Source organism: Derxia gummosa DSM 723, assembly GCF_000482785.1.
Taxonomy (GTDB): domain Bacteria; phylum Pseudomonadota; class Gammaproteobacteria; order Burkholderiales; family Burkholderiaceae_E; genus Derxia; species Derxia gummosa.
Window position 1 is genome coordinate 225,273 of record NZ_AXWS01000013.1, and the last position, 25,505, is coordinate 250,777.

The 25,505-nt window shown below is 69.0% G+C and carries 20 protein-coding genes; 14 read left to right on the forward strand and 6 right to left on the reverse strand.

Annotated elements, in window-relative coordinates; translation table 11 throughout:
- Positions 1–39 precede the first annotated feature (39 nt).
- The 7 genes from H566_RS0111730 to H566_RS0111760 all read left to right on the forward strand — a co-directional run bounded on the left by H566_RS0111730 (position 40) and on the right by H566_RS0111760 (position 11,452).
- Positions 40–1,401: an ABC transporter substrate-binding protein gene (locus tag H566_RS0111730; RefSeq protein WP_028311584.1), complete on the forward strand. Its 1,362-nt coding sequence runs from the start codon at positions 40–42 to the stop codon at positions 1,399–1,401.
- Positions 1,401–2,294 carry an ABC transporter ATP-binding protein gene (locus H566_RS24650; RefSeq protein WP_084545017.1) on the forward strand — a complete coding sequence of 298 codons (894 nt, stop codon included), beginning with the start codon at positions 1,401–1,403 and terminating at the stop codon, positions 2,292–2,294. Before H566_RS0111730 ends, H566_RS24650 begins: the two co-directional genes overlap by 1 nt.
- A 16-nt stretch (positions 2,295–2,310) precedes the next feature.
- A complete protein-coding gene (locus H566_RS0111740; RefSeq protein WP_034411496.1) occupies positions 2,311–3,684 on the forward strand; it encodes an ABC transporter substrate-binding protein in 1,374 nt (457 codons plus the stop codon).
- A complete protein-coding gene (gene sfnG / locus H566_RS0111745) occupies positions 3,681–4,781 on the forward strand; it encodes a dimethylsulfone monooxygenase SfnG (RefSeq protein ID WP_028311586.1) in 1,101 nt (366 codons plus the stop codon). Before H566_RS0111740 ends, sfnG begins: the two co-directional genes overlap by 4 nt.
- Positions 4,782–5,264: 483 nt before the next feature.
- Positions 5,265–8,678 carry a two-partner secretion domain-containing protein gene (locus tag H566_RS24655; RefSeq protein WP_169732524.1) on the forward strand — a complete coding sequence of 1,138 codons (3,414 nt, stop codon included), beginning with the start codon at positions 5,265–5,267 and terminating at the stop codon, positions 8,676–8,678.
- 70 nt (positions 8,679–8,748) lie between these two features.
- The gene (locus H566_RS0111755; protein ID WP_084545019.1) at positions 8,749–9,780 is read left to right on the forward strand and encodes a substrate-binding domain-containing protein; all 1,032 of its coding nucleotides are present in this window, start codon (positions 8,749–8,751) and stop codon (positions 9,778–9,780) included.
- Between the two features lie 604 nt (positions 9,781–10,384).
- Positions 10,385–11,452: a porin gene (locus tag H566_RS0111760; protein ID WP_028311588.1), complete on the forward strand. Its 1,068-nt coding sequence runs from the start codon at positions 10,385–10,387 to the stop codon at positions 11,450–11,452.
- A 64-nt stretch (positions 11,453–11,516) separates the two neighbouring features.
- Here H566_RS0111760 and H566_RS0111765 read toward each other — a convergent pair whose 3' ends face one another.
- Genes H566_RS0111765 through H566_RS0111775 form a run of 3 tightly spaced genes read right to left on the reverse strand, consistent with a single transcriptional unit; the run spans position 11,517 to position 15,437 of the window.
- A complete protein-coding gene (locus tag H566_RS0111765; protein WP_028311589.1) occupies positions 11,517–12,917 on the reverse strand; it encodes an LLM class flavin-dependent oxidoreductase in 1,401 nt (466 codons plus the stop codon).
- Positions 12,918–12,927: 10 nt separating this feature from the next.
- Entirely contained in the window at positions 12,928–14,181 is a 1,254-nt protein-coding gene (locus H566_RS0111770; protein WP_028311590.1) for an SfnB family sulfur acquisition oxidoreductase, read from the reverse strand.
- Positions 14,182–14,207: 26 nt separating this feature from the next.
- Positions 14,208–15,437, reverse strand: a complete 1,230-nt coding sequence (locus H566_RS0111775) for an acyl-CoA dehydrogenase family protein (protein ID WP_028311591.1) — start codon at positions 15,435–15,437, stop codon at positions 14,208–14,210.
- 274 nt (positions 15,438–15,711) lie between these two features.
- On the opposite strand from H566_RS0111775, the gene ssuE reads away from it, so the two are divergent.
- A complete protein-coding gene (gene ssuE / locus H566_RS24660; RefSeq protein ID WP_034411499.1) occupies positions 15,712–16,284 on the forward strand; it encodes an NADPH-dependent FMN reductase in 573 nt (190 codons plus the stop codon).
- A gap of 40 nt (positions 16,285–16,324) precedes the next feature.
- On the opposite strand, the gene H566_RS0111785 is transcribed toward ssuE, so the two are convergent.
- The 3 genes from H566_RS0111785 to H566_RS0111795 form a co-directional block, all read right to left on the reverse strand.
- Positions 16,325–17,311, reverse strand: a complete 987-nt coding sequence (locus tag H566_RS0111785; RefSeq protein WP_028311592.1) for a hydroxymethylglutaryl-CoA lyase — start codon at positions 17,309–17,311, stop codon at positions 16,325–16,327.
- Positions 17,312–17,370: 59 nt separating this feature from the next.
- Complete coding sequence (locus H566_RS0111790; protein ID WP_028311593.1) at positions 17,371–18,588, reverse strand: CaiB/BaiF CoA transferase family protein; 1,218 nt, start codon at positions 18,586–18,588, stop codon at positions 17,371–17,373.
- A 68-nt stretch (positions 18,589–18,656) separates the two neighbouring features.
- Entirely contained in the window at positions 18,657–19,067 is a 411-nt protein-coding gene (locus tag H566_RS0111795) for a hypothetical protein (RefSeq protein WP_028311594.1), read from the reverse strand.
- 354 nt (positions 19,068–19,421) lie between these two features.
- On the opposite strand from H566_RS0111795, the gene tssB reads away from it, so the two are divergent.
- The 6 genes from tssB (at position 19,422) to tssG (ending at position 25,497) form a co-directional block, all read left to right on the forward strand.
- Positions 19,422–19,931: a type VI secretion system contractile sheath small subunit gene (tssB, locus tag H566_RS0111800; protein ID WP_028311595.1), complete on the forward strand. Its 510-nt coding sequence runs from the start codon at positions 19,422–19,424 to the stop codon at positions 19,929–19,931.
- A gap of 44 nt (positions 19,932–19,975) precedes the next feature.
- On the forward strand, positions 19,976–21,454 hold the full coding sequence (tssC, locus tag H566_RS0111805; protein WP_028311596.1) for a type VI secretion system contractile sheath large subunit: 1,479 nt from the start codon (positions 19,976–19,978) through the stop codon (positions 21,452–21,454).
- A gap of 80 nt (positions 21,455–21,534) precedes the next feature.
- On the forward strand, positions 21,535–22,023 hold the full coding sequence (locus H566_RS0111810) for an Hcp family type VI secretion system effector (protein WP_028311597.1): 489 nt from the start codon (positions 21,535–21,537) through the stop codon (positions 22,021–22,023).
- Positions 22,024–22,079: 56 nt separating this feature from the next.
- On the forward strand, positions 22,080–22,532 hold the full coding sequence (gene tssE, locus H566_RS0111815) for a type VI secretion system baseplate subunit TssE (RefSeq protein ID WP_028311598.1): 453 nt from the start codon (positions 22,080–22,082) through the stop codon (positions 22,530–22,532).
- Positions 22,532–24,280, forward strand: coding sequence for a type VI secretion system baseplate subunit TssF (gene tssF, locus H566_RS0111820; RefSeq protein ID WP_028311599.1), 1,749 nt, complete (start codon positions 22,532–22,534; stop codon positions 24,278–24,280). The genes tssE and tssF overlap by 1 nt, the downstream gene beginning before the upstream one ends.
- Positions 24,244–25,497 carry a type VI secretion system baseplate subunit TssG gene (tssG, locus tag H566_RS24665; RefSeq protein WP_051378676.1) on the forward strand — a complete coding sequence of 418 codons (1,254 nt, stop codon included), beginning with the start codon at positions 24,244–24,246 and terminating at the stop codon, positions 25,495–25,497. Before tssF ends, tssG begins: the two co-directional genes overlap by 37 nt.
- The last annotated feature ends 8 nt before the right edge of the window (positions 25,498–25,505 follow it).

The following is a 25,505-nucleotide window of genomic DNA, read 5'->3' on the forward strand; positions in this document are numbered from 1 at the left end:
CCCCGCTCGTCCCTGCCACAGGCACCCAGGAGAACCGTCATGACCCGTCTCAACCGCATCGCCGCCGCGCTCGCGCTCGCCGGCAGCCTGCTCGCCGCCCAGGCGCCCGCCCAGGCCCAGGCGAAGGAACAGTACTTCCCGCTCCAGAGCTACCGCGTCGGCCCCTATGCCGCCGGCGGCAGCGGCTTCTTCGGCGGCTTCATCGACTATCTGCAACTCGTCAACGCGCGCGACGGCGGCGTGAACGGCGTGAAGCTGACCTGGAGCGAATGCGAGACCGAATACGTCGTCGAGAAGGGCGTCGAGTGCTACGAGCGCCTCAAGAAGGGCCTCAACGGCGCGCCCGCCGCCGCGACCAATCCGCTCAGCGTCGGCATCGCCTACGCTACGCTCGACCGCTCGACGGCCGACAAGCTCCCGCTCATCACGATCAACCACGGCCGCACCGACTCGACCGACGGCCGCGTCTTCCCCTACGTGTTCCCGCTCCAGCTCAACCCGTACAGCGAGGTGTCGGCGATCGTGAACTGGATCGGCGCGCAATCGGGCGGCCTCGACAAGCTCAAGGGCCGCAAGATCGTCACGCTCTACCACGGCTCGCCCTACGGCAAGGAGACGATCCCGGTGCTCGACCAGCTCGCGAAGAAGTACGGCTTCGAGCTGACCCAGATCGAGGTGCCGCACCCCGGCAACGAGCAGCAGTCGCAATGGCTCACGATCCGCCGCATCAAGCCCGACTGGGTCATCCTGCGCGGCTGGGGCGTGATGAACCCGGTCGCGCTCAAGACCGCCAAGAAGACCGGCTTCCCGGTCGATCACATCATCGGCAACATCTGGAGCAACTCCGAGGATGACGCCGCGCCGGCCGGCGATGCCGCCAAGGGCTTCATCTCGATCACGACGCATCCGTCGGGCACGAACTTCCCGGTGCTCAAGGACATCGACAAGTTCGTCGTGCAGCCCGGTCACGGCAACCTGTCGGACGCGAAGCGCTTCGGCACCGTGTACTACAACCTCGGCGTCGTGAACGGCATCCTCAATGTCGAGGCGTTGCGCGTCGCCCAGGCGCGCTTCGGCAAGCGGCCCCTCACGGGCGAGGAAGTGCGCTGGGGCTTCGAGAACATCAATCTCGACGACAAGCGTCTGGCCGAACTCGGCGCCACCGGCCTCGTGCAGCGCCTCAAGCTCAGCTGCGCCGACCATGAAGGCGGCGGCGCGGTGCGCTTCCAGCAATGGGACGGCCAGAAGTGGAACGTCATCAGCGACTGGGTCCAGGCTGACCGCGCGCTGCTGCGCCCGATCATCGAGGCGTCGGCCGCGAAGTACGCCGCCGAGACCGGCACCAAGGTGCGCGATTGCGCGAAGGAGGCGCAAACGCTTGCAAGCACCGGGGGCAAGTGATGGCCGCGCCGCGTGATGCCGTGCCGGCCGACCCGGCGCCGGACGCAGCGGGTGCGCCGGACGCTCCAACGGCCCGCGACCGGCCCGCGCCGCCGCTGCTGCGCGTGCGGGACCTCGAAGCCGCCTACGGCGGCGCGATCGTCGCGCTGCACGGCGTGAGCTTCGATGTGGCGGCGGGCAGCATCGTCGCCCTGCTCGGCGCCAACGGCGCGGGCAAGAGCACGACGCTCAAGGCGATCTCGCGCCTGCTGCCCGCGAGCCGGGGCGAGCTGACGGCCGGCCGCATCGAGCTGCGCGGCGAGGACATCGCGCGGCTCGCGCCCGACGCGCTTGTGGCGCGCGGCGTGTCGCAGGTGCTCGAAGGCCGGCGCTGCTTCGCCCACCTGAGCGTCGAGGAGAACCTGCTCGTCGGCGGCTTCGTGCGGCATGCGTCGCGCGGCCGGCTGCGCGAGGCGCTCGCGCGCATCTACGAGCTGTTCCCGCGCCTGAAGGAGCGGCGCCGCTCGCTCGCGGGCGTGACCTCGGGCGGCGAGCAGCAGATGGTCGCGATCGGCCGCGCGCTGATGGCCGAGCCCACGCTCGTGCTGCTCGACGAGCCGTCGATGGGCCTCGCGCCGCTCATCGTCCACGAGATCTTCGAGGCGGTCGGCCGGCTCAACCGCGAGGCCGGCACGACCGTCGTGCTGGCCGAGCAGAACGCCACCATCGCGCTGCAATACGCCCACGCCGGCCATGTGCTGGAGACCGGCCGCGTCGTCGCCTCGGGCAGCGCGGCCGAGCTGTCGGCACGCGCCGACGTGCGCGAGTTCTACCTCGGGCGCGCCGGCGGCGAAGGCGGCCTGCTGCCCGAGCACCTCAAGCGGCGCGCGCCCTTCGGCGGCGTCGCGGCCTGAAACCGGAGCCATTCCAATGACCTCTCTCCTCCGTCCGGGGACGCGCCTGCGCGTCCTCGCGGCCGCGCTCGCCCTCGCGGGCCTCGCGGCCACCGCCCCCGTCCATGCCGCCGGCGAGCAGTTCGTGCCGATCCCGATCTACCGCGTCGGCCCCTATGCCGCCGGCGGGACCGGCCAGGGCGGCGGCTTCATGGACTACTTCGAGCTCATCAACCGCCGCGACGGCGGCGTGAACGGCGTGAAGATCACCTTCGAGGAATGCGAAACGCAGTACGAGGTCGAGCGCGGCGTCGAGTGCTACGAGAAGCTCAAGGGCAAGGGGCCGACCGGCGCCACCACCTTCAACCCCTTCAGCGTCGGCATCGCCTACGCGGTCATCGACCGCGCGACGAAGGACAAGATTCCGGTCATCACGCCCAACCACGGCCGCACCGACTCGACCGACGGCCGCGTCTTCCCCTACGTGTTCCCGGTCATCCTCAACCCGTGGAGCGAGACCTCGGCCATCGTCAACTACCTCGGCCAGCGCGCCGGCGGGCTCGACCGGCTCAAGGGCAGCAAGCTCGTCGTGCTGTACCACGGCTCGCCCTACGGCAAGGAGACGATCCCGATCTACGAGCTGCTCGCGAAGAAGTACGGCTTCGAGGTGACGCAGATCGAGATTCCGCATCCGGGCAACGAGCAGCAGTCGCAATGGCTCCAGGTGCGCCGCATCAAGCCCGACTGGGTGGTGCTGCGCGGCTGGGGCGTGATGAATCCGGTCGCGCTCAAGACCGCCAAGAAGACCGGCTTCCCGGTCGATCACATCATCGGCAACGTCTGGAGCAATTCCGAGGAGGACGCCCAGCCGGCCGGCGACGCCGCCATCGGCTACATCGCCGCGACCACACATCCCTCGGGCCAGCAGTTCCCGCTGGTGCAGGACATCCGCAAGTTCGTCTATGGCGCGAAGGCCGGCCATCTCGACGACCCGGCGCGCGTCGGCACGACCTACTACAACATGGGTCTGCTCGACGGCATCCTGCATGTGGAGGCGATCCGCGTGGCGCAGGCGCGCTTCGGCAAGCGGCCCCTGACGGGCGAGGAGGTGCGCTGGGGCTTCGAGAACCTCAATCTCGACGACAAGCGCATCGCCGAACTCGGCGCGACCGGCCTCATGCAGCCGATCAAGCTGAGCTGCGAGGACCACGAAGGCGGCGGCGCGCTGAAGTTCACGCAATGGGACGGCAGGCAATGGAAGGTCATCAGCGACTGGGTCGCGGCCGACCGCAAGCTGCTGCGCCCGCTCATCGAGGCCTCGTCCACCGAGTACGCGAAGAGCAAGGGCATCCCGATCCGCGATTGCGCGAAGGAGGCGGCCCAGGTTGCGACGAAGGGAGAACGGCAATGACGCTCGCCCTGCCGCCTCATCTCGAACCGGTGCGCTTCGCCTACTGGGTGTCCAACCTCAGCGGCGGCCAGGTCGTGAGCCGCATCGAGCAGCGCACCGGCTGGGACTTCGACTACAACGTGAAGCTCGCGCGGCTGGCCGAACAGGCCGGCTATGAATTCGCGCTGACCGCGACGCGCTTCGTCGGCGGCTACCGCGCCGACGGCCAGCACGAATCGACGACCTTCGCGACCGCGTTGCTCGGCGCGACCACGAAGCTCAACGTGATCGTCGCGATCCTGACCGGGCTCTGGCATCCGGCCGTCGTGGCCAAGCTCGGCGCCACGGCCGACCTGATCTCGGGCGGGCGCTGGCACATCAACATCGTGAGCGGCTGGTTCCGGCGCGAGTTCGAGGCGCTGGGCCTGCCCTGGCCCGACCATGACGCGCGCTACCGCCGCAGCGAGGAATTCATCCGAGTGCTGCGCGGCATCTGGACCGAGGACGAGTTCAGCTTCGACGGCGAGCATTTCCGCATCGACCGCTACCACCTCAATCCGCGCCCGAGCTTCCAGCCGCATCCGCTCATCTTCCAGGGCGGCTCGTCCACCGCCGCGCGCGAGATGGCGGGCCGTGTGTCGGACTGGTACTTCACCAACGGCGGCGCGCTCGACGAACTCGCGGCCCAGGCCGCGCAGGTGAAGGCGCTGGCCGCCGCCAACGGCCGCACGCTGCGCGTCGGCGCCAACGCCTTCGTGATCGCGCGCGACACCGAGGCCGAAGCGCGCGAGCTGCATGCCGAGATCGTGCGCCAGGCCGATGCGGACGCGGTCGCGGGCTTCCATGCCGCGACCCGCGAGGCCGGCGCCGCGACACGCGATGGCGTGGGCAACTGGGCGAAGTCGGGCGCGGCCGACCTCGTGCAGCCCAATGACGGCTTCCGCACCAACCTCATCGGCACGCCCGAGCAGGTGGCCGAGCGCATCGTCGCGCTCAAGCGCGCGGGCATCGACCTGATCCTCACCGGCTTCCTGCACTTCCAGGACGACATTGAGTACTTCGGGCGCAAGGTGGTGCCGATCGTGCGCGAGCTGGAGCGGGAGCAGGGTCCGCGCTGACGCGGCGCGGGCGGTCGTTCCGGCACCCGCCGGTCTCCCAGGCGTCCGCAAGACGGGAACACGACCGCGGCACCGCGCCGGCCTCAGCGACAGGGCCGGCACCCTTCTCCACTGCCGCAGCCTCTCAACGATCCATGGTCGCGGCATGCGCCGGACACCCTCCGGAGCCGAAGCGGACGCAGGCTCCTCGCCCGCGCGACCTCGCTGCCCCCCACGCCGACGCCCCCCTTTCCTCTCCGCATGCTTTGTCGCAAACGCATCAACTTTGTTATATACTCTACAACATAGCGACAAATCGTCCCGAGCCCGCGGCTCTTGCATCGACGTCCAGCCCGATCTCTTCCCTAGTAAAGAAGCAGCAATCTCCCGGCTCGCCCCGGCCTTGGCACCTTGCTTGCTGTATTCACAACTACATAAGGCTTTCTGCGTCGTGACATGCGGCGCGGACCCCGTCACACACACGGGCTGCGATCCATTCCTTCCATGACCAAGCGTGGCGCCCCCTCCGGCGACACGAGGGAATCTGGTCCCGCCCGGCAACAACAGGCCGCGCCCATGAAACGACCGTCGTTGAACCACTGCTTCCGCCTGATTTGGAGCGAGAGCCACGCCGCCTGGATGGCGGTGCCCGAGGTCTGTCGCGGTCGCGGCAAGGCCGGCCGCGGCCTGCTGGCGGCGGTGCTGCTGGCGCCGGCGCTTGCCCTGGCCGCCCCCTCCGGCGGCACCGTCACCAGCGGCAGCGCGTCCATCACGCAGTCCGGCCCGGTCACCGACGTCAACCAGGCCAGCCAGCGCGCCGTCATCAACTGGCAGGGCTTCTCCGTCGCCGGCGGCGAGACGGTCAACTTCCATCAGCCGGGGCGCTCGGCCGTCACGCTCAACCGCGTCATCGGCAACGAGCGCAGCGTCATCAACGGGGCGCTCAACGCGGACGGGCAGGTCTTCCTCGTCAACTCGAACGGCGTGCTCTTCGGCCAGGGCAGCAGCGTCAATGTCGGCGGGCTGGTGGCGAGCACGCGCGATCTGGGCGATGACGATTTCAATGCCGGGCGTTATGTCTTCCGGGGCAGCGGCACGGCGGCGGTCGTCAACCAGGGGGCGCTGCATGCACGGGACGGCGGCTATGTCGCGCTGCTCGGCGGCAGCGTGTCGAACCAGGGGGTGATCTCGGCGACCAGGGGGACGGTGGCGCTGGCCGCGGGTGACCGCATCACGCTCAGCTTCAACGGCGATTCGCTGCTGGGACTGACGCTCGATCAGGGGACGCTCGATGCGCTGGTCGAGAACCGGCAGGCGATCCAGGCCGATGGCGGGCAGGTGATCCTCACCGCGCTGGCGGCCGATCAGGTGCTGGGGGCGCAGGTGAACAACGGCGGCCTGATCCGCGCGCGCACCCTCGATGACCTGACGGGCAGCATCACGCTGTATGCCCACGGCGGCACGACCCGCGTGGACGGGACGCTCGATGCGAGCGCGCCGGTCTCGGGCAACGGCGGAGCGATCGAGACCAGCGGCAAGGTCGTGAAGGTGGCCGACGGCGCGCAGGTGACAACGCTTGCACACGAAGGCCGCAGCGGGACCTGGTTGATCGATCCGACGGACTTCACGATCGCGGCGTCGGGTGGCGACATCTCCGGCGCGACGCTGTCGAGCCAGCTGGCCCACGGGAATGTGGCGATCAGTTCGACGATGGGCGCCGGCGGCACCCAGGGCAACGTGAACGTCAACGACGCGGTCAGCTGGGATGCGCCGACGACCCTGACGCTGACGGCGGCCAACGACATCAACGTCAACCGCGCCGTCACCGCCGGCTACAGCGCCTACAGCAGCGCGGCCCCGGCCGCCGTCGCGGGCCTCGCGCTCGATGCGGGCCATGACATCAACATCAACAACGCCGTCAGCCTGACCAATGCCGCCCTGGTCATGAATTACGGCAATGACTACAACATCCGCACCAAGGCCAGCTATAGCGGCACGGTGCTCGATGCGAATGGCCTGCCGATTGCCAATACCGATACCAGCGGTGGCGTGTACGGCAGCATCAGTCTCCACGGCGGCACCGGCAGCGGCGATTCGCTCACCATCAAGGGCGATGCCTATACGCTGATCTACAGCATGGCCCAGTTCGATGCGCTGGATAACACCGATTCGGTCACCGGCAATGGCAGTTTCGATGCGGTGACCGGCCATTACGCGATTGCGCATGATCTGGAGGCAGGCGGCACCACCTATGCCTTTGCGCCCGTGTATTTCTTCAGCGGCACCCTCGCCGGGCTCGGCAACAAGATCGACCATTTCACGATGGACAGCCCGCAGTACAGCGTCGGGTTGATCGGCAATGGTAGCGATTATGGTTCGGTCAATATTCGTGATCTGGGCTTGGTGAATATCAGCTTCACCAATGTCAATACTTCCAATGTCGGGGCGTTTCTCGGGGAAGGCGCCGGCTCGATCACCAATGTCTATAGCACTGGAACAATCAGCGGGCCGTGGACGGCTTCAACCGGTGGCCTGGTCGGCCGCTTCTATACCGGCAGCGCGACCAGCAATGTGATTCAGTCATCATTCTCCAGCATCGACATCATTTCGGAGGGAGGAGGCAATATCGGCGGGCTGGCTGGTTGGATGAGCGGCAGCATCACCAATTCGCATGCGACAGGCAATATCACGATCACTTTCCCTCGCAATAACGGCACCACTCAAGAAATCGGTGGCCTGGCCGGTAATTTTGGAGGAACTGTATCTGGCACGTATGCCACCGGAAATATACTGGCACAGTATGCCAGCGACGCCATTGTCGTGACTGAAATCCAATATTTGAACTTCATTTCATCTCTCGGCGGATTGATCGGCAGTTATTCCGGACTTGGCACCGACAGTCTGACCAATTCATTCGCGACGGGCAATGTCACTGGCGGATCCGTACTGGGCGGACTGATCGGAAGTGCGTACGGCTCCAAAGGACTTCGTATTGATAACGTCTATGCAACTGGAAACGTCACCGGGACAATCAAGGCCAACACCAGTTATTCGGATGCATATATTGGCGGCCTGATTGGCAGGGTTGGCCAGACCTCCTCATATCGTGGCGAAGAATTCTCCATCGATATCAGCAATGCATTCGCGACCGGAAACGTGACGGCACTTGGTGGCGGAAATGCCGTCGGCGGCCTGATCGGCTACATGCGTAGCTATGGCCGCACTGGCAGCCTGACCAATGTCTATGCCACGGGCAAGGTGACCGTGGCTTCGGTGGACGGCGTTTATACCGACAGCGCAGGCGGCCTGGTTGGAGTGATTCATGGCTATGACGTTTCCAATGCATATGCCACCGGCGATGTCAGCGCAAATAGCCATGTCGGGGCTTTGATCGGCACGGCCATCGACTCGACCGTCACCAATTCCTATTCAACCGGGGCCGCCACCGCAGTTGATCAGACCCATTATGGGGCGGCTGGACTGATCGGCTATGCGAACAACACCAGCACTTCAAATACCTATTTCAACGCGGATCGCAATAGCCGAGGCATTTTCGACAGTTGGGGCAATGGCAGCCACGACACCACTGGCCTCAGCGGAACACAGTTGCCGGACTCGCAGTATTACGCCAACGGCACGATCAGCCAGGTGATTGCCGCCCGAAACGAAGCCGCAGCCGAGCAGCGAAGGCTCCAGGAATCGGCAATGACCAATGGCGCCAATCAAGCCGCGCGCAGCAGCGCCAACTCCGCACGGCAGAACCTCACCGGCAATTCGCCGTCCGTTTCCCCGATCGCGGCGGTGCTCGATCAGAACATCAGCTTTGCGGATACACGCTATTCCGCCGGCATCCGCAGCATCGAAGTCGATGACGACATGACGTCTCAGCCCGAGGAGGAAAACAAGACGAAAAGATAAGGATTCGAGCTTCATTCATCAGCAGTCCCAGTGGTTAGGCAATTTCCGTTTGTTCACCAGGAGAATCAGCATGAAGTTGAATTCGCAGTTGCGTGTATTAGGTATTGCGGCAATCTTGATGGCCTCGGCGGCCGCCCATGCGGCGCCCACCTGCACCACCGTGGGCTCCTCCGGCAGCGTCGGTTTCACGATGGCGGTTGCCTCGAATTTCTATGCTCCCGCCATTTCGCTGGCAACGCCGTATGCCAACAGCCAGGGCTACAAGATCCAGATCTGCCAGGATTCGTCGGGCAATCTGTACAACTCCATTGTTCCGAGCAATTCGCCGCAGTACGCCATCTTCATGTCGGCGGATACGACGCGACCGGCGAATCTCTCCAGCAGCTATCCGACACTCGTTGCCGCCGGCCCGACCAACTACGCAAAGGGCATTCCCGCCTTCCTCCTCTCGCCCAACGCCTATTCGGCGACGAGCGGGACCTATCGCGCGGTCAATTACCTGACGACCGGTCTGGCGGCCGGCGCCGGTGCAAACGGGGTCCGGTCGACTTCCAGCCTCCCTGCTGTTTCCAATCGGGTGAAACTGAAGCGCTCGCCCTCCACGCCCGCGGTCTCGACGCTCGCGATCGGTGATACGGGCCTGGCGCCCTATGGCTTGGCCGCAGCCTGGATCATGGGCAGCACCATCGGCGGTGCAAATCCTCCGACGGCGGCGTTCTCCGACAACATGAATCAGTGGAATACCAGCAATGTCTATTCCGCTACCACCAACGTCTCGGCCACTTGCTCGTCGATGGTGTCCGGCAGCCAATGGATCTGCTCGTACAGCAACATCGACTACACGCTCCAGGCGATCACGAACAACAAGGCCACGGCCGGCTTTGTGTCGTATGCGCAGGTCTGCCCGACGTGGGCCGGCAGCACCTATCAGGTCGACCAATACGTGCTGTTCCCGGACTACAACACCACCCAGTCCTATGTGCAGCTGAACGTCACCGACTCCACCGCGCAATCGCGTGCCGGCGCCTTCCTTTCCTATCTGGCCATCGGCACGAGCACCTGGAATACCTGGCTGAGCAGCAATTGCTACAAGTCGCTGTAATACCCTGCTGACAGCGTGAGCCTTCTCCGTCGGCAATCGACGGAGAAGGTTTTCAATGCCGGCGTCAGCCATCTGATCATTCGGGCAATAACGACAGCATTTCCATTCCTTCCGGCCGAGCATTCGCCGGCACTCCCCCGCATTTTTACGAATCCCGTCCTTTTTCATTCGCTCCGCATTTCGATCAAGCCGATACCGCGTCAGTAACGGACACGCCTTCTGTCCGCGACTCTCCTGACCAACTGAACAGCCGTCCCGCCGCGCTCATGCGGACGCCCCGGTGCGGCGCGCCTTCCCTGCATCACCCTCCATCCGCGACAGGGGCAGCGATCGCGAGCGCCTCTCGCCTCACAATTGCCTCCTCGGCTGGTCACGGCCGCGTTCCGCCGTTGCAAGCGATTGCAATCGACTCACGCCAGTCCCCGCCGCCTGCAACCGTCGCCCCAGCAAAGCGCTGATGCGCTGCTGCCATGACCGCAGCCGGACCGTCTTCACCCGGCGAAAAACCTGCCCGAGCCGGTCGCTCCGAACGGAATGGAGCTTGCGGAAGCTGCATCGGCAATGCCGCTTCCAAGACCATTCCATTCCTCAGGAGCAAGATCCCATGCAAGTCCTTCGTCCCGCCCGCATCGCCCTCGTCGTGGCCCTCGGCCTCGCCTTCCAGGGCAGCGCATCCGCCGAAACGTCCTCGGTCACCCTCTACGGCCGCGTGGTGGCCGGTCTCGACTACATCACCAAGGCCGACAGCCGCGCCGACGGCAGCGAGGCCGGCAAGTCGGTGTGGCGCGGCGCCTCGAACCAGTGGAATCCGAGCCTGCTCGGCTTTCGCGGCGAGGAACAGCTCGACGGCGATCTCAAGACCGTGTTCCTGCTCGAGAACGGCTTCCAGGCCACCAAGGGCACCGGCAACGCCGACGGCCTGTTCAACCGCCGCGCCTATGTCGGCTTCGACAGCCGGCAGTGGGGCCGCCTCACCATCGGCAAGAACCTCTCGATCAGCAACGACGTCTACTACATCGACCCGACCGGCCAGCAGTTCATCGGCACGGCGACGCTGGTGCGCGGCCGCAACTGGCAGATCCCGAACAACATCGTGGAGTACCAGAGCCCGACGCTCGCCGGCTTCCAGGTCGGCGTGCAGACCAGCCTCGGCGAACAGACCAGCTATCCCGCGCAACACCGCGACGCGGTGTCGGCCGTGTACCGCGCGGGCAGCGCCGAGCTGCGCGCGATCTGGGACACGAGCCGCGACGCCGACGGCCGCTACAGCGACCTCTTCCTCACCTCGCGCGAACTGACCCTCGGCGGCGCCGTCACCCTCGGCGACGTGAAGCTGCTCGCGGGCTGGCAGGACCTCGCCGCCCCCGATGCCGCGCCCGGCGCGCCGACGCGCGGCCGCCACGGCTGGATCGGCACGAACTGGCAGGCCACGCGCCGCGTCACCGTGATCGGCGCCGCCTACCGCGTCGTGCTCGACCGCGACAACGGCCACGCCAACCTGTTCGCGCTCGGCGCCAACTATGCGTTCTCGCCGCGCACGCTCGCCTACTTCACCGTCGGCACGGTGCGCAACAGTGATCGCGCGAACTTCTCGGTCGAGACCACCGACAACCGCCCGGGCTTCGGCGCGAGCCAGCTCGGCAGCTACGCAGGCTTCGCGCATTCGTTCTGACGCCTGCAAAGGCGAAGGGGCCGGCGCCCTGACGGCGGCCGGCCCCTCGCGGTCGGTGCGCGCTTCAGGCCGCCGCGCGCGCCGCCTCGGCGGCCTTCACCGCCTCGATGTCCCGATAGCCCGCCGCCGGATGACCGGCGCCCAGCGTCGGCCCCGCGCCGAACAGCTTCTCGCGCAGCGTGCCCGGCCGGTAGGCCGTCGGATAGACGCCCCGCCGCTGCAACTCGGGCACGAGCAGGCCGACGATGTTCTCGAAGGTCTCGGGCGTGACGGCGTAGGCGAGGTTGAAGCCGTCCACGTCGGTCTCCTCGACCCATTGCTGGAGCAGGTCGGCCACCGTCGCGGGCGAGCCGACCAGCACCGGCCCGAGACCGCCGATGCCGCCGAACACCGCAAGCTCCTCGATCGTCCAGCGCTTGTCGGGATCGCCTTCCGACAGCGCATCGACCGCCGAGACGATGGCGTTGGTCTCGACCTTGCGCACGAGGTCGGTCGGCGCATAGGTGCCGAAGTCGATGCCGGTCCAGCCCGACATGAACACCAGCGAGCCGTCGAGGCTCACATGGCGCCGGTAGTCCTCGAAGCGGGCCTGGGCCCTGGCGTCGGTCTCGTCCACGATGATCGTGAGCAGCGTGTACACGAGCAGGTCGTCGGGCTTGCGCCCGGCCGCGACGGCGAGCCGGCGCATGTCGCTCACGTAGTTGCGCAGCACGGTGCGGGTCGGCGCGGCGACGAACACGCATTCGGCATGCTGTGCCGCGAAGCGCCGCCCGCGCGACGAGGCGCCGGCCTGGTAGAGCACCGGCGTGCGCTGCGGCGACGGCTCGCAGAGGTGATAGCCCGGCACCTCGTAATGCCGGCCCTTGTGGCCGATCTCGTGCACCTTGTCCGGGTCGGTGAAGACGCGGCGCTCGCGGTCGCGCAGCACCGCGCCGTCCTCCCAGCTGCCTTCCCAGAGCTTGTAGAGCACCTCCAGGTACTCGTCCGCCACGTCGTAGCGGTCGTCATGCCGCGTCTGCGTGCCACCGAGGTTGCGCGAGCCGCTTTCGAGGTAGGAGGTGACGATGTTCCAGCCCACGCGCCCCTTGGTGAGGTGGTCGGCCGTGGAAAGCCGGCGCGCGAACGGATAGGGATGCTCGAAGAAGATCGACGAGGTGATGCCGAAGCCGAGATGCTCGGTCACGAGCGCCATCGGCGCCGCGAGCTGGAGCGGATCGTTCACCGGGATCTGCGCCGCCTGCTCGATCGCATGCCGGGCGCTGCCCTTGTACACGTCGTACACGCCCAGCACGTCGGCGATGAACACGCCGTCGAAGATGCCTTTTTCGAGCGTCTTCGCGAGGCCGGTCCAGTAGTCGAGGTCCTTGTACTGCCAGGACCGGTCGCGCGGATGGGTCCACAGCCCGGGCGACTGGTGGCCGACGCAGTTCATCTCGAAGGCGTTGAAGCGGATGGGCTTGCTCATGCCGGCCGCCTCAGTTCCACGGATGGCGTGGTGCGTTCACGCCGTTGAGCGCATGGTTGCCGAGGTGGAAGAACTTCCAGCGCACCGGGTCGTGCAGCGTGTGCGTGCGCGCATTGCGCCAGTAGCGGTCGAGGTTGTGCGACAGCAGCGTCGCGCGCGTGCCCGCCAGCTCGAACAGCCGGCTCGCGGCGTCGAGCGCGGCCTCGGTGGTGAGCACCTTGGCCTCGGACACCGCGAGCGTCGCGGCATTGACGTTGTGCTCGGTCGGCTCGGCCACGGCCGCGTCGATCAGGCGGCCGGCGCGTTCGAGCAGCGCATCGGCCGCATGCTGGTTGAGCACCAGCCGGCCGACGAGGGCGATCGTGAACGGGTCCTCGCTGGCCTTGTCCTTGCCGCTGTCGATCCACGGGCGGCTGCGTTCGCGCACGAAGGCGATTGTCTCGGCGAGGGCGCCGCGCGCGATGCCGCCGTCGATCGCGGCCTGGATGATCTGCGAGATCGCGCCGGCGGCGGTCGGCCGCTCGAAGGCCGCGATCGGCACCACGCGCGACTTCGGCACGCGCACGTTCACGATCTTCGTCGTGCCCGAGGCCGTGGTGCGCTGGCCGAAGCCCGACCAATCGTTGATGACCGTGAGGCCCGGCGCGGCGCGGTCGGCAAACACCAGCGCGCCCTGGCCGGCCTCGCCCACCGCGACGATCGGCACGTAATGCGCGAGCAGCGCGCCCGTGGTGTAGAACTTCTCGCCGTTGACGATCACGTCGTCGCCGTCCTCCACGAAGCGGGTCTCGAAGCTCGCGACATTCTTGCTGTGCAGCTCACTGAAGGCATTGCCGAAGCGATGGCCCGCGAGCGCGAGGCCGAACAGCTCGCGCTTCTGCGCCTCGCTGCCGTCGAGGTCGATGTGGGCGAGGATGGTCAGATGGTTCTGCGTGATCTGGGCGATGCTCGAATCGGCCGCCGCGAGCGTGGCGATCACCTCGGCCAGCGTCGCATAGCTCACGCCGGCGCCGCCGTATGCGCGCGGCACGTTGATGGCCCACAGGCCGCTCTGCGAATAGGCGTCGATCTCCTCGATCGGCAGCCAGCCTTCGCGGTCGCGCTCGGCGGCGCCGGCCGCGAAGCGGGCTGCAAGCGCTTGCGCGATCTCGATCGCCTCGGCGTCGCTGGTGATCACATGGGCCGGCGCGCTCGGGCGCGGCAGCGCGGGAAAGGGCTCGCGCGTGTTGACGCGGGGGCGGGCGTGGGGCGTGGTGTCGGGCATGTCGGACTCCTGGAGGATGTCGGAATTCAGTTCGCGCCCTTGCCGGCGCCGATCTGCCAGACATAGGGCGGCTCGGTGCCGTTGACGGCGTGGTCACCCGCGATGCGCGACTTGTAGATGAGCGGGTTGTGGCTCGCGACCGTGCGCGCGTTGCGCCAGTGGCGGTCGAGCGCCTTGGGGCCGCTCGCGGCCGAGGCGCCGAGGGCGTTAAACAGGTCGGTCGTCGCGCGCAGCACGAGGTCGGCCACCACCACCTGGGCCTTGCCCGATTCGAGTTCGGCGTCGATGTTGGCCTGCTTCTCGGCCGCCGCGTCGCCGCCGAAGCGCGCGAGATAGGCGCGCTGGGCCGGCTCGGCGGCGCGCACCGCCAGCACCTCGGCCGACCAGGCGCGCGCCGCGACCTCGCCCACCACCTGGAGGATCTGCGGATCGCGCGCGACCGAGTCGGCATTGCCGGTGCTGAAGATGCGCGTGCGGTTGCGCACCTCGTGCGCGATGTCGCGCTCGGCCGCGCGCGCGATGCCGGCGAGCGTGGCGAGCAGCACGAGCTGGTAGAAGGCGGTCTGGTACCTGAAGCGTTCGCCGAAGGGCGTGACATGGCCCGGCGCGACCTCGGCGTTCTCGTACACGGCCGTGCCGCTGCCCGTCGTGCGCTGGCCGAAGCCGTCCCAGTCGTCGGCGATGCTCACGCCGGGCTGGCGCGTGCTGACGGCTGCGATCACGTCGGCGCCGGTGTCGCTGCGCTGGGCGTAGGTGTCGATCCAGTCGGCGAAGATGCTGCCGGTCGTGTAGTACTTGCGGCCGCTGATGCGCCAGGCGTCGCCGTCGGGCGTCACCTTGGTGATGACCTCGCCGATCTTCACGCTGCCGACCTCGGTCCAGCCGTTGCCGACGAGCTGGCCCTCGACGAAGCGCGAGAACCACAGCGCGCGGTCGGCCGCGTCATGCGAATTGAGCTTGTCCTCGACGAAGGCGAAATGCCCGCGTAGCGCCTGCGGCAGGTTGGAATCGGCAGTGGCGAGTTCGACCAGCAGCTGGAACAGCTGGGGCAGCGAGGCGCCGTCGCCGCCGTGTTCCTTCGGCACGCGCACCGCGCCGAAGCCGGCCGCCTTGAGCCAGCCGATCGGTTCATACGGCAGGGTGCGGTTGCGCTCGCGGTCGAGCGCGCCCTCGGCGATGCGGGCGAAGACGGGCCGGAAACGCGCGGCCAGGCGGTCGTAGTCGGTACCGGTGGAAAGGGGAAGTTGCTGTGCCATGGTTGCCTGCAAGTGCTGGATTGACAGCGCTTGCAACGGCAGCATCCGTGCCACGGGCGATATGCGGCGCGCGGCCGGCCATCGCCGGCATTCCGGAGCGCCGACCCTGCTTCAGCAGCAGCGGCTGCTGCGTGCTTGCTGGCGCAGCAGCAACCGACAGCTTCCCGATGCCCGGAAACCGCCTTCAGGGGCTGGCACGGATGCCGCGTCTGCGCGGGCGGTGGCGTCGGCCCTGCCCGGCGCCTTCCGCCTCTCATCCGAACCGGAGCGCCCCATGTCCATCACCTTCATTTCCGGCAGCCCGCAGGCCCGTTCGCGCTCGAACGCGCTGCTCGATGTCATCCGCCATCAGGTCGTCGCGCGCGGCGCGACCGTCGAGGATGTGCGCGTGCGCGAACTGCCGGCCGACGCACTGTTCGGCCTCGACATCGAGCAACCGCCGCTCAAGGCCGCGCTCGGCCGCGTCGCGCGGGCGAGTGCCGTCGTCATCGCCACGCCGATCTACAAGGCCAGCTATACCGGCCTGCTCAAGAGCTTTCTCGACCTGCTGCCGCAGGACGGGCTGAAGGACAAGATCGTGCTGCCGATCGCCACCGGAGGCTCGCCCGCGCATCTGCTCGCGATCGACTACGCGATCAAGCCGATGCTCGCCGCGCTCGGCGCGCGCTGGATCGTCGGCAGCGTGTACGCGAGCGACGCCCAGATCGGCAAGCGCGACGACGGCGGCTACCAGCCCGACGCCGAGATCGCGGCGCGGCTCGACGAGGCGTCGCGCCAGCTGCTGCATGCGCTCGACTGGGCGCGCGAGCATCGGGTCGCGCCGGCGCGCGCCGTGCTGGCGGCCTGAACCGGCCCGAGGCGCCGGGGCGCGGACCACACGCCCGCGCTCAGGGCCGGCGCGCCCGCACCGCCTCCGGCCCCGCCGGCGGCGCATGCAGATCGAGCCGCCGCCCCGCCTTCGCCACCTGCCCCGGCGTCTCGCGCCCGATCAGCGCCGGCAACCGGCGCGACGCGGCGATCAGCCCTTCGAGGTCGATACCGGTGTCGTAGCCCATGAGCGCGAGCGCGTGCACGACATCCTCGCTGCACACATTGCCGGTCGCGCCCGGCGCGTAGGGGCAACCGCCGAGGCCGCCGAGCGCCATGTCGAAGCGCGTCGCGCCCGCGCCCGCCGCCGCGAGCAGATTGGCGAGGCCCAGCCCGCGCGTGTCGTGGAAGTGCAGCGTCAGCTCAAGCCCCGGCCAGCGCGTGAGCACCGCGCCCACCAGCGCCTCGACCTGCGGCGGAAAGGCCATGCCGGTCGTGTCGCAGAGCGCGACGCGCGTCACGCCCAGTTCGCCCGTGAAGCGCTCGACCCAGCCGAGCACCTCGGCCGCCGCCACCTCGCCCTCCATCGGGCAGCCGAAGCTGCAACTGAGCGACACATTCACCGCCCGCCCCGCCGCGCGCGCGAGCGCGACCACCGCGCCGAACTGCGCGAACGACTGCTCGCGCGTCATGCGCAGGTTGGCGAGGTTGTGCGTCTCGCTCGCCGACATGACAAGGTTCAGCTCGTCGGCGCCGGCCGCGATCGCCGCCTCGGCGCCGCGCGCGTTCGGCACCAGCGCGGCATAGACGACGCCCGGCGCGCGCCGGATGCCGCGCATGACCTCGGCCGCGTCGGCGAGCGCCGGCACCGCCTTCGGCGACACGAAGGCCGTCGCCTCGATCTTCGCGAAGCCGAGCGCCGACAGCGCGTCGATCAGCGCGATCTTGTCGGCCGTGGGCACGAACACCGGCTCGACCTGAAAGCCGTCGCGCGGGCCGACCTCGTTGAGCCACAGCCGCCGCCCCGCGACGTGCCAAGGCGAGGCCGGTTCTGCAAAGGTTTGCAATCCCGCGTCCGACGGTACAGGTGCCGGGCCGACGGTCGCCGCCACGCCCCGCGCCGCGCTCATGCGATCACCCCGCGCTCGCGCATCGCCGCGATCTGCGCCGGCGTGATGCCGAGGCCCGCGAGCACCGCGTCGGTGTCGTCGCCCAGCCCCGGCGCCGACGACCGCACACGCCCCGGCGTGCCGAGCAGCTTGGGCACGATGCCCGGCACCTCGACCTCGTAGCCGTCGCGCGTCGGCTGCCTGAGGATCATGCCGCGCGCGCGGTAGTGCGGGTCTTCGGCGATGTCCTTCGCGGTATAGACCTTGCCCGCCGGCACCTCGGCCGCCGCGAGCACCTCCAGCACGCCCGCGACCGTGCGTGGCGCGCACCAGTCGCCGATCGCGCCGTCGATCTCGTCCACGCGCGCGACGCGGCCGGTGTTGCTGCCGAGCGCCGGATCGTCGGCCAGGTCGGCGCGGCCGATCGCGGTCATCAGTCGTTTGAAGATGCTGTCGCCATTGCCCGCCACCAGCACCCAGCCGTCGGCGCAGCGATAGGCGTTCGACGGCGCGATGCCCGGCAGCGCGCTGCCCGCCGGCTCGCGCACCGCGCCGAAGGCGCTGTACTCGGGCAGCAGGCTTTCCATCACGTTGAACACCGCCTCGTGCAGCGCCACGTCGATCACCTGCCCCTTGCCGCCATTGGCCTGCCGGTGGTGCAGCGCGAGCAGCACGCCGATCACGCCGTGCAACGCCGCGAGCGTGTCGCCGATGCTGATGCCGCAGCGCACCGGCACCCGGCCCGGCTCGCCGGTGAGATGGCGCAGCCCGCCCATCGCCTCGCCGATCAGGCCGAAGCCCGGCTTGTCGCGGTAGGGCCCGGTCTGGCCGTAGCCCGAGATGCGCAGCATCACGAGCTTCGGGTTGAGGGCGCTCAGTTCGTCCCAGCCCATGCCCCAGGCTTCGAGGGTTCCGGGGCGGAAGTTCTCGACCAGCACATCGGCCTCGGCGACGAGCCGGCGCGCGATGTCGCGGCCCTCGTCCGTGCGCAGGTCGAGCGCGACGGACTTCTTGTTGCGCGACTGCACCTGCCACCACACCGAGGTGCCTTCCTTGATGAGGCGCCAGTTGCGCAGCGGGTCGCCGCCCTTCGGCGGCTCGATCTTGACGACCTCGGCGCCGAAGTCGGCGAGGGTCTTGGCGGCGAAGGGGCCGGCGATGAGCTGGCCCATCTCGACGACGCGCAGGCCGGCGAGGGCATCGGGCGCGACGGAAAGCGGAGTGGCGGCGGTCATGGGGCTTGCGGTCCTGTGTGCGGGCGTGCCGGGGCGCGCGAGGGCCGGATGATCGCGCAGGCCGCGCCTCAGGCGGCCGACGGCGGCAACACCAGCCAGCCGCGCCACAGCAGCCACCAGAACGCGCCCGTCACCAGCGAGGGCAGCAGCATCGCCGCGAGCGCCACCCAGCGCCACACGCCGTGCCCCGGCGGCAGCGGCAGCGCGCCCAGCTCGTGCGCGCGCCGCTGGTAATGCGCGAGCAGCTGCGACACCCGCCATTCAAGCAGGCCGAACAGCAGCGAGGTGAGCCCGCCCGCCACGCACAGCACCAGCAGGTTGCGCGGTCCGGCGTGCGCGAAGGCCGCGCCGCCCGCAGTGAAGGGCGCCGCGAGCAGCGCGCCGCTGATCGTCGTGAACACGGTGAACATCGTGAAGCGCATCGCGCCGTAATGCCGCGCGGTCTGCGCCGCCTCAGCGCGCTCGGGGGATTCGCTCATGTTCCGCCTCCTGTTCCCACGGCCGGCCGGGCAAACCCGCGGCGGTCGCGCAATCGCGCGCGGCCCCTCGCGCCGATGACCTGATATCGGCGGTTTATCTCACTCAATTCGGCGCCTGCCCTGTAGGACACATCGGGTTTCATACCTGTCGCCGGCAGCGCAAGCCGCCGCACCACGGAATCGCGCAGGCGCCGAAAGCGCTTGCACGGCCCGGCAGTGAACCGAGCTCACCCGTGCCTTGCCTGAGTCGCGATGTCGCCGGCCCGCCAGCCGCGCGGAATGCCGTCATCGCGCCTCATGCCGCGCACGACCTCGGGCCAGGATGGCCCGGCAACTCCTCTCCGAGAGGCATCGATGGCAGACAGTCTTCAGAAATGGGTCGGCAACAACCGCCCGCCCCGCGTGCAGATCACCTATGACGTCGAGATCGGCGACGCGGTCGAGAAGAAGGAACTGCCGCTCGTGGTGGGCCTGCTGGCCGACCTGAGCGGCCAGCCGCTGAACCCGCTTCCCAAGCTCAAGGAGCGTCGCTTCGTCGACATCGACCGCGACAACTTCAACGAGATCATGACCAAGATCGCGCCCCGGCTCGATCTGTCGGTGCCCGACACGCTCAAGGGCGAGGGCAACCTCAAGGTGGAACTCAACTTCACCGAGTTCGACCACTTCCGCCCCGAGGCCATCGTCAAGCAGGTGCCGCGTCTGGCGCGCCTGCTCGAAGCCCGCCAGCAGCTGCGCGATCTGCTCGCCAAGCTCGACGGCAACGACGAACTCGACGCCCTGCTCGAAGCCATCGTCAACAACAGCGCCGAGCTGCAATCGCTCAAGTCGCAGGCCGGCGAAGCCGCGCCCGTGGCCCAGTGATGCCCGCCTTCCGCCGTCCCGCCAACTCCCGAGTGTGAGCACCTATGGCCAACGAACTTGAACAAGAAGGCGGCGCCGCCGTCGCCACCGCAGAAACCAGCCTGCTCGACCGCATCGTCCAGGAAGGCCGCATGGCCGTCGATCCGTCGCAGGGCCAGTACGCCAAGAAGCTGCTGGGCCAACTGGCGACCCAGATCCTCGACGAAGGCATGAAGACCAGCCCCGACAAGGGCGTGGTCGCCGCGATCAACGAGCGCATCGCCGAGATCGACAAGATCCTGTCCGACCAGCTCAACGCGATCATCCACGACGATGCCTTCCAGGCACTCGAATCGTCGTGGCGCGGCCTGCACGACATGGTGCACGGCACCGACACCAGCTCGCGCCTCAAGCTGCGCCTGCTCAACGTGAGCAAGAAGGACCTGCTCAAGGATCTCGAATCGGCGGTCGATCATGACCAGAGCGTGCTGTTCAAGCATGTGTACGAGGCCGAGTACGGCACCTTCGGCGGCCAGCCCTATTCGCTGCTGATCGGCGATTACGAGTTCGGCCGTCATCCCCAGGACATGGCCCTGCTCGACCGCATGTCGAAGGTAGCCGCCGCCGCGCACGCGCCCTTCATCTCGGCCGCCGCCGCCTCGCTGTTCGACCTCAAGAGCTTTGCCGACCTCGGCGTGCCGCGCGATCTGGCCAAGGTGTTCGAGAGCCTCGAACTCGCCACCTGGCGCAGCCTGCGCGAGAGCGAGGACAGCCGCTATCTCGCGCTCGTCGTGCCGCGCTATGCCGCGCGCCTGCCCTACGGCGCCAAGACCTCGCCGGTCGAGGGCTTCAACTTCGAGGAAGACGTCGACGGCAGCGACCACGACAAGTACCTCTGGGCCAACGCCGCCTACCAGCTCGGCCTGTGCATCACCGACTCGTTCTCGAAGTACGGCTGGACCACCGCGATCCGTGGCGTCGAGGGTGGCGGCAAGGTTGACGGCATCGCCGCCCACACCTTCAAGACGGCCGAGGGCGACGTGGGCCTCAAGTGCCCGACCGAAGTCGCCATCACCGACCGCCGCGAGAAGGAGCTGAACGATCTCGGCTTCATCGGCCTGGTCAATGCCAAGGGCACGGACTACGCCGCCTTCTTCGGCGGCCAGACGGTCAACAAGCCCAAGGTGTACGCGAAGGACTCGGCCAACGCCAACGCCGCGCTGTCGGCCCGCCTACCCTATGTGCTCGCGGCCTCGCGCTTCGCGCACTACCTGAAGGTGATCATGCGCGACAAGGTGGGCAGCTTCCAGTCGCGCGGCGAGATCGAGACCTACCTCAACAACTGGATCGCCGACTACGTGCTGCTCAACGAGAGCGCGCCGCAGGCGACCAAGGCGCGCTTCCCGCTCGGCGAGGCGCGCGTGGACGTGACCGAGGTGCCCGGCAAGCCCGGCGCCTACCAGGCCACCGTCTTCCTCAAGCCCCACTTCCAGATGGAAGAACTGACCGCCTCCATCCGCCTCGTCGCCCAGCTGCCGGCCTGATCCGGACACGACACAGCGAACCGGCCGGCCCGCCGTGAGCGCGGCGCCGGCCCACTCCAACAAGCCAGGGAAACATCCAGATGGACGTGATCATTCTTGAAATCAAGGACGTGAAGGGCAACTGCCAGATCGACAAGTACCAGGGTCAGATCATCATCCAGTCCTTCAGCCACGGTGTGCATCTGCCGCTGCAGATGGACACCTCCAACACCGAGCGCACGGCCGGCCGCCCCGTCTTCACCGAGATGACCTTCTCGAAGATGAGCGACATGGCGACGCCGGTGCTCTACGCCGCCTGCGTGCAGGGCAAGAAGCTCGGCGACGCCAAGATCCACATCGGCCGCAACGAGAACGGCGTGTTCATGTCGGTGCTCGAATACGTGCTGACCAGCGCGATGGTTTCCAACATCACCACCTCCGGCGGCGCCGGCGGCGGCACGATCCCGATGGACACCTTCTCGCTCAACTTCACCAAGATCACGATGGACTTCACGCAGCAGAAGTCCGACTCGACCAAGAAGGGCACGGCCAACTTCGGCTGGGATCTGGAAACCAACAAGGCCGCCTGATCCCCCGCCGGCGCGGCCCGCGCGGCGGGCGGCGCCGGCACCGCCGAGGAAGCACCATGCCCGCCGCCCTGCCCGCCGCACCGATGCCGCTGTTCGACCGCCTCTGCTCCGATGACGAGACGGCCGACGGCGCGGTGCTCGATGCGCGGGGGCTGCGGCAATCGCTCGCGGGCGAACTTTCCCGCCTGCTCAACACCCGCTCGCGGCTCGGCCTGGCCGAGTACGCAGACAAGGCCGCGACCGTGCTCGACTACGGCCTTCCCGATTTCAGCGCGCTGTCGGCGCGCTCCGCCGACGACCTCGCCGCCCTGCGCGACGCCATCGCGCATGCGATCCGCCTGTTCGAGCCGCGCCTCATGCATGCCGAGGTGACGCTCACCGACGACCCCGCCTCGCCCCAGCGCGCGCGCGTCCACATCGACGCGGCCGTGCGCCTCGGCCACGAGCTGCGCCGCGTGCGCTTCGACCTCGACGCCGAGCCGGGCACTGCCAGCATCGGAGCCGCCTGATGCGCGTCAGCGACGATCTGCTCAGCTACTACGAACGCGAACTCGTCTATCTGCACGACCGTGGCGCCGAGTTCGCGCGCCGCTATCCGCGCGTCGCCGGCCGGCTCGGCCTCGGCGGCGCCGAATCGCCCGATCCGCATACCGAACGGCTGATCGAGGCCCAGGCCTTCCTCGCCGCGCGCGTGCACCGCGACCTCGACCGCGAGTTCCCACAGATCGCCGCCGCGCTGCTCGACAACCTCTGCCCCACGCTCGCCCAGCCGGTGCCGGCGATGAGCGTGGCCGCCTTCGCGCTCGATCCGTCGCAGGGCAAGATCACCGCCGGCCTGCCGGTGCCGCGCCATACCGTGCTCGTCGCCCACGGCGCGGGCGGCGAAGCCTGTCGCCTGCGCACCGCCTGGGACAGCCTGCTGTGGCCGGTGCAGATTGCCGAAACCCGCCTCGTCGATGGCCGCGAGCTGCGCCTGCGCCTGCGCTGCGACGCGGGCAACGATCTGGCCGAGCTTGAGCTGGACCGCCTGCGCCTGCATCTGCACGGCGACTGGACCCAGACCATGCCGCTCTACGACCTGCTCGCGAGCGGCGTCGCCGGCATCAGCCTGCACACCGCCGACGGCGTGCAACGGCTTGCGGCGCGCCACTGGCGCGAGCTGGGCTTCGGCGCCGACGAGACCGTGCTGCCCGTGCCGCCGCATGCCGACCCGGCCTATGCGCTGTTGCAGGAGTACTTCGCCTTCGCGCGCAAGTTCCATTTCTTCGAGATCGACGGGCTGCGCGGCCGGCTCGGCGCCGGAACGGAATGCGAGATCGGCCTGCATCTGCGCCCTGGCGTCGCGCTGCCCGCGCGCATCGACCCGGCCGTGCTGCGGACCGGCTGCGTGCCCGTGGTCAACCTGTTCCCGCGCACCAGCGAGCCGATGCGCACCGACGCGCGCCGGCACGACTACCTGCTCTGCGGCGACCGCGAGCGGCCCGAGGTCGAGGTGCATTCGATCGTCGCCGTGCATCTCAACGAGCCCGACGCGGCGCGCGACGTGGTGCTGCCGCCCTTCGCCGCGCTCGACGCCGACGCGGCCGAAGCGGGCCTGTACTGGTCGGCGCGACGCGAGCCGGCCGGCGCGCCCGAAGCGCGCGGCAGCGAGATGTGGCTCAGCTTCGTCGATGCGCGCCACGGCCTCGCCAACCCCGGCCATGCGGTGCTGCATGCCGATCTGCTGTGCAGCTCGCCGCGCCTGGCCGAGCAGCTGCCGCCCGGCGCACGCCTCCAGGCCGAAGGGCTGTCGAGCGCGCTGCATGCGAACAACCTCTACCTGCCGTCGGCCCAGCGGCCCGCGCCGCTCGCCGCCCAGGCGATGTGGCAGCTCGTCTCGCTGCTGCGGCTCAACCACGGCTCGCTGTTCGACGGCGATGACGACGGCGAGCGCCTGCGCGCGCTGCTGCGCCTGTTCGGCGACGGCAGCGCCCATGACCTCGCCCAGGTGCGCGGCCTGCGCCGCCTGTGCGCGCGGCCCGGCATCGCCCACGTCGGCCACGACGCCTGGCGCGGCCATCGGCGCGGCACCGACATCGAGATCGAGTTCGACGAGGAAGCCTTCGTGGGCGGCTCGCCGCTGCTGCTGTCGGCGGTGCTCGCGCGCTTCTTCGGCCTCTACACCACCATCAATTCCTTCGCGCGCCTGACCGTGCGGCGCCGTGACGAGGTCTGGCAGCAATGGCCACCGATCAGCGGACGACAAGCCCTGCTCTGACGCCGGACGCCCGGCGTCTGCTGCTCGGCGCCGAGCTGTTCCAGGCGATCAGCCTGCTCGAACGCGCCGCGCCCGAGGCGACGCCGCTCGGCCACGGCAACGGGCGCGGCGAGGCGATCGCGCTCGCGGGGCAGGTGACGCTCGCCTTCGCGCCGAGCGATGTGGCGGCGGTGCGGGCGCTGGGCGCGGAGGCGGAATCCGGCGCCGATGCATCGCCGCGCGCCGGCGCGCCCGCCACCGGCGCCGAGACTTCGTCGAGTACCGGCGCGGCTTCGACCGCCAGTGACGAGCTCCCGCGCTGGAAGCTCACAACGCCGGTCATGGCGCTCGCCGGCGCGACCGGCCCGCTGCCGCTGCCCATGGCCGAGCTGCTGCTGCAACGCCGCGCCCAGCGCGACATGGCACCGCTCGACTTCCTCGACATCTTTCATCACCGCTGGCTCAGCTTCCTGTACCGGGGCCGCAAGCAGCATCGCGCCGGCCTGCAATGGGAGCCGCCCGCGCAGCGCCCGCTCGCGCGCGTACTCGACGCGGTGGCCGGACTCGGCCTCGCGCGCGGCGCCGCCGGCCCGGCCGGCGAGACGATGTGGCTGCGCGACGGCGCGCTGCTCGGCCCGGCACCGCGTTCGCTCGCGCGGCTCGAAGGGCTGCTCGCCGACCGGCTCGGTCTCGCGGTGCGCGGGCGCGGCTTCGTCGGCGGCTGGCTCGATCTCGGTGATGCGCAGGTGTCGGTGCTCGGTCGGCCCGGTCGCGCGGGCATGGCGGGCGCGGCCGACGGCGACGGCCGGCGCCACGCCACCGGCATGCGCGGCCTCGGGCGCCAGGCCGTGCTCGGCCAGGGCGCGGTGCTCGGCCGCCGCGCCTGGAATGACGACGCCGGCATCGCGCTGCGGGTCGGCCCGATCCCCGCCGACCGCTGGGACGGCTTCCTGCCCGGCGGCGCCGAACTCGCGCGCCTGCAATGGCTTGCAGGTCGCCATGTCCAGCAGCAGCTCGACCTCACCGTCGAACTCCAGCCCGCCGCCGAAGGCCGCGCCCGCGCCGCCACGCTCGGCCGCAGCCGCCTCGGCTGGCACGGCTGGCTCGCCGGCGGCGCCGCGAAGCGCGAGCTGCCGCCCGTCACGCTGCGCCTCGGCCCGGCCGCGAGCACGCCGGCGCACGCCGCCGCCGCGAGCACCGCCGCGCATCCGAACGCCACCGCCCCGACCGCCACCTGAGGACCGAA